A 7,198-nucleotide genomic window follows, 5' to 3' on the forward strand; every position below is an offset into this window, starting at 1 on the left:
AATAATTAGTAAAAAAGCAAGAGGAACTACTACTAACGCAATTGCAATTTGACTAATGCTTTTAGCATTTATTATAATGTCGCCCAGCAAATCAAAGAGAGATCGTAGTAGTTCTCTCGGTGGGTATTGATTTATGAATCGTTGAATTCTCCGCATTCTTTGCCCACGCTATCTGTTCGTAAGTTCAACACTTGAATCTTTCGACCTTACATCAAACATCGCTATTTTTACTCAACCGCCGAAAACAAAATCTCACTAATCCTTAACAAATTGCTAATCTTGAACGCCAATGGAAAGTTTCTAAACTATGTCTCAGCAACTAAAACAAGCGGCATAACTATTTATTATATGGAAACTTTCCGTATAATCTTTTTCTAAATCTACATATATTAAGCATCATAGCCACCTCCGTTCGGATTATACGGAAAACTTCTTTTTTATGTCCTTATTCGGCTATTATACCGAATTTTTCCGTATAACCACCCTTTACGGGAGGATTATATGGAATTTTTCCGTATAACATCCTTATTTAGAGTATTATACGGAATTTTCCTGCCAAACATTATATGGAACAACGCCTCAAAAAGCTACTAGAACAGGTGCAAGATGTTATTAGGCTTAAGCACTATTATTATCAAATAGAAAAGACTTACATTTACTGGATTCGACGCTATATATTTTTTCATCATAAGCGCCATCTCAAAGATATGGGAGGAAAGGAAATAGAAGAATTTTTAACACATCTCGCCGTTAATGAAAATGTCGCTGCATCAACGCAAAATCAAGCACTTCATGCCGTTTTATTTCTCTACAAAGAGGTATTAAAACAAGATTTAGATTTAAAAGTTGATGCGGTGAGTGCGAAGAAATTTAAATATTTACCAACCATTCTTACGAAAAATGAAGTTTTTGCAATCCTTCAAAAGGATGTCAAAACCACCATGCCACCATGATTTATACCCATGTTCTTAACCGTGGAGGTAAAGCTGTTCGCAGTCTTCTGGATTGTTAGACATTCTTTAAGAATTTCAACTTTTCCACCTCTAACCTCAACCTTTCATTCTCCATCCTGAGCGCCAATATTTCATTTTTCTGCAATTCAATTAACGACTTTTGACTAATTACCTCACCAAAGGCTTTTTTACGGTTTTCAATCCCAAACCATCTTTGATAGGTTTTTGTATGTTCATCAACAGTATGACCTAAATTGTCTGCTGCGGCTTTGATGGGTATTCCCTGAAGATGCGCTCGAATCGCGCAAGCATGGCGTAAATCGTAGGGTTGAAACTCAATTCCCACTTTTCTAAACCATCTGGATATATCTCTGCGCATCCAATTAATATTTTGCACAGAGGCGATTTTTGTCACTTTTTTTTCTAAAATATTTAATGGTTTGGGATTATGTAAATCAAATAATTCTATCCATTCAGGTACAAAAGGTATAACTTCTCGATATCCAGTTTTTGTATTTTTATTCACTTTCCAAGTATGGTCTATATTTTGGGGAGATATCCACCAATTAATATCAGGTTCTACAAATAATTCCCTTGGTCTTAACCCAAATGTCGCTAACATTCCATACACCCAACGCCACATTTCCCAAGTGTCGATTTCATCACTGATGTTTGTATTTTTGCGGTTGAGGGCGAATTTTTCAAATAGGTCAAAAGAAGATATTATTTTATCATCTTCGGGTATTTCTCGATGGGCTGGGGTGACATTATCCCGTGTGACATCGAGTGTAAATCCCAACTGAAAGGTTTTAATAAAAACAGAAGTTACGGCTATTAGTTCATTTTTTTTATTTCCCTGAAATGAATTGATAATTTCCTCAAAATTATTTTTTGTGGCTAAAGTGCTTAAAGGAAAGTTTCTTTTAATTACAGATATATAGTTGGCAAAAGTATTTTGACTGGTGATAGTTTGCTGACGGTTTTGATAATATTTTTCAGAAAATTGTTCTAATAATTCCCCAATAGTTTTTATCTCTTGTTTCTCTCTTGACTTAATTCCTAAATACTTCTCATTCCACTGGAAAGTATGACGGGCGATTAATTTACCCAACTCGTAACTTTCTTCAATTGCAGTTTTTAATCCCTCTAAATTTGCTGGTATCCCTAAAGACAAGTCATACTGCTTTTTTTCTTTACCTAAACTGCGATCGCCTGGTTTTAACGGTAGGGTAGCTCGTAACTGAAGAGAATTGCCAGTTTGTTTAATGCTAACTCTAATTCTATCCCTTTTTAAATTACTATTAGCTTCGACTAACTTCTGCTCAAAAACTGCTTGATACTGTAGTTCTGTTGCTTTAATTTTCGCCATTGTTCCCCTGTAGCTACCGTCTGTGGTGCTGTGCGGCTCAAAATCTACAAACATATCGGCGAACAAATCCCTTGAGTCTGCATTTCCATACTCATCTGTAGATATGGGATATGTCTTTGATTTTAAATTTTGGCGACTGCAATTACCCTGATTTTGATTTTGCTCGTTCATTCCCTAAATATTCCCTTATTTATAAACTGAAATGGTGAAAATAAAATGTTCTTGCCGAGCAAAATCACTTTACACAACAAGTTACTCATGAACATTTTTAGCATATCACCAGTAACCACAGCAGTTATATGGTGCCTGGTGGTGTGATGTGCGCCCCCACCCTGACCGATATTACTCGCGCTTGGTCGTTGTTAGAATATTTCCGCACCAACTGGTTAGAACCTGTATGGTTAGGTTGTTCTCTAGAACGCTATGAAGAAATTCAGACTTATGATGACTTTATGAACTGGCTAGACGAAGACCGGAAGCATCGGGATTCGGATTTGGGTTTATATTGGCGCATGGGTTTGGATATCGGTCTGGATCGATATGGTGCAGGTGTGGGTAAATATGTCACATGGGGATATTTACCTCACGAGGACAAATACCAAAACCCGACAATTGAAGGGCGCAATGCTGCGATGATTATGAAAAGTGGAGTGTATGACAGTTTTACTAACACTCACACCTTGATGGATCATACCTTTACCCGTGAGAATACTACTCACTCTTGGTATGATGAGGGTACAGCAGATATTCACCCCTTCGATCGCACTACGAATCCGATTCAGAAGAATACCAAAGACTTTGATAATGCTTATTCTTGGTCTACTTCTGTCCGTCACCAAGACTTTGGACGTTTAGAAGTTGGTGCTTTATCACGTCAATTAGTTGCAGGTGGTAAGCATGGCGAACCTTGGCAACATCAAGATGGGTTTATCCTCGATGTATTCAAACAAATGGGTGGTGCTAGTATCCATGTGCGTCAATTAGCGAGAGTTCACGAACTGGTGAAGCTATATCGCCAAGCTGAACATTGCTTAAGGGAATTCAAATTAAACGACCCCTGGTATATTAGACCGAAAGAGAAAGATGGTAGAGGTTGGGGTGCAACGGAAGCTGCCAGAGGTTGTTTAAGCCACTGGGTAGAAGTAGAAGGTGGTAAGATTAAGAACTACCAAGTGATTGCGCCAACTACTTGGAACGTCGGCCCCCGTGATGGTGAAGGTGCAAGAGGCCCAATTGAGGAAGCTTTAATTGGTACGCCGATTTACGATCCGAGAGATCCAGTAGAAGTAGGGCACGTAGCGCGATCGTTTGACTCTTGTTTGGTGTGTACAGTTCACGCCCACGATGCGAAGACTGGCGAAGAACTGGCACGTTTTCGCACTGCTTAGATTCAGTTAATAGCTAATGGCTGATTATTCTTCAATTAGTCATTAGCCAAAGCTGTGTATAACTTAAAAAAATTATTTTATATGTATATTCAAAAAATTACAAAATTACTTATTATTTTGATTATTGACTGAGATAAGCTGAAACTTAATAGAGATTTAGACTTCATATACCATGCCTAAAAATAATATTTTTAGGCATGGATTTTGTATTAGAAGAAAAGTACTTAAACCTCTTCCATAAATTATCTTACTAAACCTCTAAATGATTAAATTTCTGTCCGCTCTGACAATGCTCTAAACGTTCGCTATATGAAACTATCAACTGAATCGAACGTTCCGCCATATCTTGAAGGTGAGCCTCGACTTTACTAACAATTTCTGAGAAATTAGCACATAATTCTTGTATTTCATCGTCAAGTTCATTCTCTGACAATCCACCAGCAATTGCACCAGCAGCCATTCCACCAACTAATTCACCAATCTTCCCAAACAAGACAGCACCAATTATACTACCCATAGTCTCGGCATTGTGAGCGTTATCACTATATTTTTCTTTATATTCTCCTACCTCCTGAATGAAACTTTCATAGCAAGATTCGTAATGATTTATCTCACTTTGTAAAAATGCTGTGTTACCTAAAATTGAATGTTTAACATTCTTCATCATACGAAATGACGGTCTGAGAGTAAACACTTGGGCGCTAGGATTTTCTTCTATGAACTCCTCATAAATTTCTTCACAAGCTTCTAAACAGACTTCTGAAAGCTTTTGTCCAGCATTGATAAATATTTGACGTAAACTATGTGGGTGCATTAGTGGTAGACAATCGCTAATATCTTCTGTTCTTGCATATAAATCAAAAATATGGTCTATCTCTGAGTAAGCTGCTTCTCGAATTGAAGTAACTAATGGAGACTCTTGAGCGTCATTCATAAATACCTTACTGCTGTATCCGACACCATCAAAAATGTGATGGATGATCATAGTATTCCCCAGGATATATGAGGTATAACTCTTGGACAGAATTGATTATTCAAATATTATTTGTTTTTTACATTTAAAGCCTTAAATGGCAATAATACTGAATATTTAGTGCATTTAGGACTAATTATAAAATTCTAAATAATCAATTATCATGCAAGTAGGAGCACGGCAAAAATAGATTTTCTTTCAAGGAAATATCTCATTGATGCCGTGTCTCTGGCATTAGGGTATTTTTTGAATAGGAATTTCTTCGCTCATCTGCTGAGAGCGATCGCAAAAAAATTGCTGTTGATGCAAATTTACACATCCTGCATCATTTTAGGTAGCATCACAGCCATGACACAACCCACACCAAAAAATAAAAATCCGATACCCGGTACCCAAAATGCATCTAGGGTTAAGCCTGGTTCTAAAACGCTTTGACTGGGATTATCTGGCTTGTAGTAAACAGTCACCAGCTTACCTTGAGGATAACGCTTGACTAATGCCTCGGCAACAGATGAGCCACCGGAATCATTTCCTTTATAGGTGATGCGATCGCCTATATATGCTTTATCCTTAACTCTAAACCGATAGCGCACCGCAGCGCGATAAGTTCTCTGACTACCTGAACCTTTGCTGCTAGTTACAGATGATTCCATAATTTGACCGGAAACTTGTGGCCAGGTTTCACTACTTTTGCCATTGTAGAGATTTTGCCCACCTATCCACAGTACCAGTCCGCCTACAAGAATAAATGGCAGGGGAAAAAGTCGAGAAAACCAAAAGGAAAATTGCATAATTCATTTGCTAATCAACTGTGTTGGGATAATTTTGCCTTGTCGATATCACCAAACAGCGATCGCATTACATTGTCATATTCAACAGCCAATATAACCAAAATACAATATGAACAGTTGCTATCAGCCAAAACACAACTTGATAGGAAACTTTGCTTGTCTTATGACGTAGTATCTGTTGTGCCACAAACCCGCCTAACCAGCCACATGCAAATTCACATAGATGCAAAGTATTTTCTGGCACCCGCCATTTACCTTGTTTTGCGCGAGATTTATCATTGGCGTAGAGTGCAAAGGTAATTACACTCATTAGAGGATAAAGAATTAGCCCAATTGGGTTGCTAGTTTTCATTACAAGAAAAATAGAACCGAAAACAGGCAGTAAAGATAACAGCAACGTCTTGAAAACTAATGGTGAAAATTTCTTCACCAGCTTCTTTAGTAGCTTAGTTTTAGACTGTGCTGGTTTCCGAGAAGATGAGGACTGAAGTATGGGTGCTGGTTTTCCCCCTTGAATGGAAGCCTTAGACGCACTTAGTTTACCGTTTTTATCAACTAGGAGTTGATATTGAATTAAATCTCCAACTTGGGGACGATGGTTAACATTCTTAAACGCACTGATGTGAATAAAGACTTCTTCACCACCATCACTAGGTTGTATGAAACCAAACCCCCGGTTATCTATCCATCTAATTATTTGACCTTTGCTGAAAACAGGTTTCATGGACAATTTTTATGGCTATACTTAGTTTTAGTGTGCCCATTTATTCATAGATAAACAATCATAACTCTAGTTTTGCAGATTGTGCGATCGCTCTACCCAAAAAGCGATCCCCAAGGTGTTAGCGTAGTCATTACGCTTTCATAAATATGGCGATCGCAGTCAAATAAATCGATTAATTGTATATAAACAATCAAATCTCCCACTAAACCTAAATAAGTTTGTGGGAGAAAAATTGATGTGAAATTAAGAAAAAAATACTTAGTATTTATTCTCTATTGACCAAAAGCATCCTTAACGCTATCTACAGCGCGTTCAACAGCATTCTTAGTGTTGTCTACAGCTTTTTGAGTGCGTGCTGCGTCTTCTTCTGCTCTGCGTTCAATTGTCGCTCTGTCTCTTTTGGCTTTGCGCTCTACAAAACTACCATCGTTATCGGTGGCGCGCTCAACTTTACGAGCATTTTTATTTGCAGTTTCCTCTACTTTATCTGCTGCGTCGCGGATAAAATTCTTCGCGCGTCCAGCATCTTCACTAGCTTTGCCTTGAATGCGATCGCCTGCATCTGCTGATGCAATTACAATCGGATTAGCCATTGCTGCGGTATTCGCCAAAAATCCACCATGCCAAACAACAGCGAATGCTGACAAGCAAAATAGAGTTGTAGCTAGCCAACGACCTACAGTAGAGAGCTTTTTGGTAAAATAATTTAGTTGCATAGAATACAATCTCCTTTAGATTTAGCATTCTATTTTTACTGCATCAGACTCATCAGCTAAAACGCACCTGAGACAGAGGTTACAACTTGATTACCTGTCAAAAGAATTAGCTCTTTCTATAGAGTTAGTTAAAGCTAGGACTAAAACGACTTTTAAGCTCATCCCACCCCTAAAAGGCTTGTCATTACCAACATCTTTTAAAGTGGAAATGGGGTGTATTAGAGTCAGAGTATGAAATTAGAAAATTTCACAGACCTCCAAACTTGGGCAGTTGAACAATGGGG

The 7,198-nt window shown here is 38.0% G+C and carries 6 protein-coding genes and 1 pseudogene; 2 read left to right on the forward strand and 5 right to left on the reverse strand.

All coding sequences use genetic code 11. The features are described from left to right. The first annotated feature begins 566 nt into the window (after nt 1-566). Nucleotides 567-953 (forward strand): site-specific integrase, encoded by a 387-nt coding sequence (locus H6G08_RS31105; protein ID WP_190550222.1) that lies wholly within the window; start codon nt 567-569, stop codon nt 951-953. Between the two features lie 55 nt (nt 954-1,008). Here H6G08_RS31105 and H6G08_RS31110 read toward each other — a convergent pair whose 3' ends face one another. Beyond that, complete coding sequence (locus H6G08_RS31110) at nt 1,009-2,493, reverse strand: site-specific integrase (protein ID WP_190550224.1); 1,485 nt, start codon at nt 2,491-2,493, stop codon at nt 1,009-1,011. Nucleotides 2,494-2,609: 116 nt separating this feature from the next. On the opposite strand from H6G08_RS31110, the pseudogene H6G08_RS31115 reads away from it, so the two are divergent. Continuing rightward, nucleotides 2,610-3,710: pseudogene (locus H6G08_RS31115) on the forward strand (nickel-dependent hydrogenase large subunit); the annotation flags it as partial. 250 nt (nt 3,711-3,960) lie between these two features. Here H6G08_RS31115 and H6G08_RS31120 read toward each other — a convergent pair. From H6G08_RS31120 to H6G08_RS31135, 4 genes are all read right to left on the reverse strand, one after another. Continuing rightward, entirely contained in the window at nt 3,961-4,695 is a 735-nt protein-coding gene (locus H6G08_RS31120; protein ID WP_190550226.1) for a hypothetical protein, read from the reverse strand. Nucleotides 4,696-4,994: 299 nt separating this feature from the next. Next, nucleotides 4,995-5,474 carry a DUF3592 domain-containing protein gene (locus H6G08_RS31125; protein ID WP_190550228.1) on the reverse strand — a complete coding sequence of 160 codons (480 nt, stop codon included), beginning with the start codon at nt 5,472-5,474 and terminating at the stop codon, nt 4,995-4,997. A 67-nt stretch (nt 5,475-5,541) separates the two neighbouring features. Beyond that, on the reverse strand, nt 5,542-6,198 hold the full coding sequence (locus H6G08_RS31130) for a DUF1294 domain-containing protein (protein ID WP_190550230.1): 657 nt from the start codon (nt 6,196-6,198) through the stop codon (nt 5,542-5,544). A gap of 272 nt (nt 6,199-6,470) precedes the next feature. Then, nucleotides 6,471-6,914: a hypothetical protein gene (locus tag H6G08_RS31135; protein WP_190550231.1), complete on the reverse strand. Its 444-nt coding sequence runs from the start codon at nt 6,912-6,914 to the stop codon at nt 6,471-6,473. Between the last annotated feature and the right edge of the window lie 284 nt (nt 6,915-7,198).

Source organism: Calothrix anomala FACHB-343, assembly GCF_014696435.1.
Lineage (GTDB): Bacteria > Cyanobacteriota > Cyanobacteriia > Cyanobacteriales > Nostocaceae > Aulosira > Aulosira anomala_A.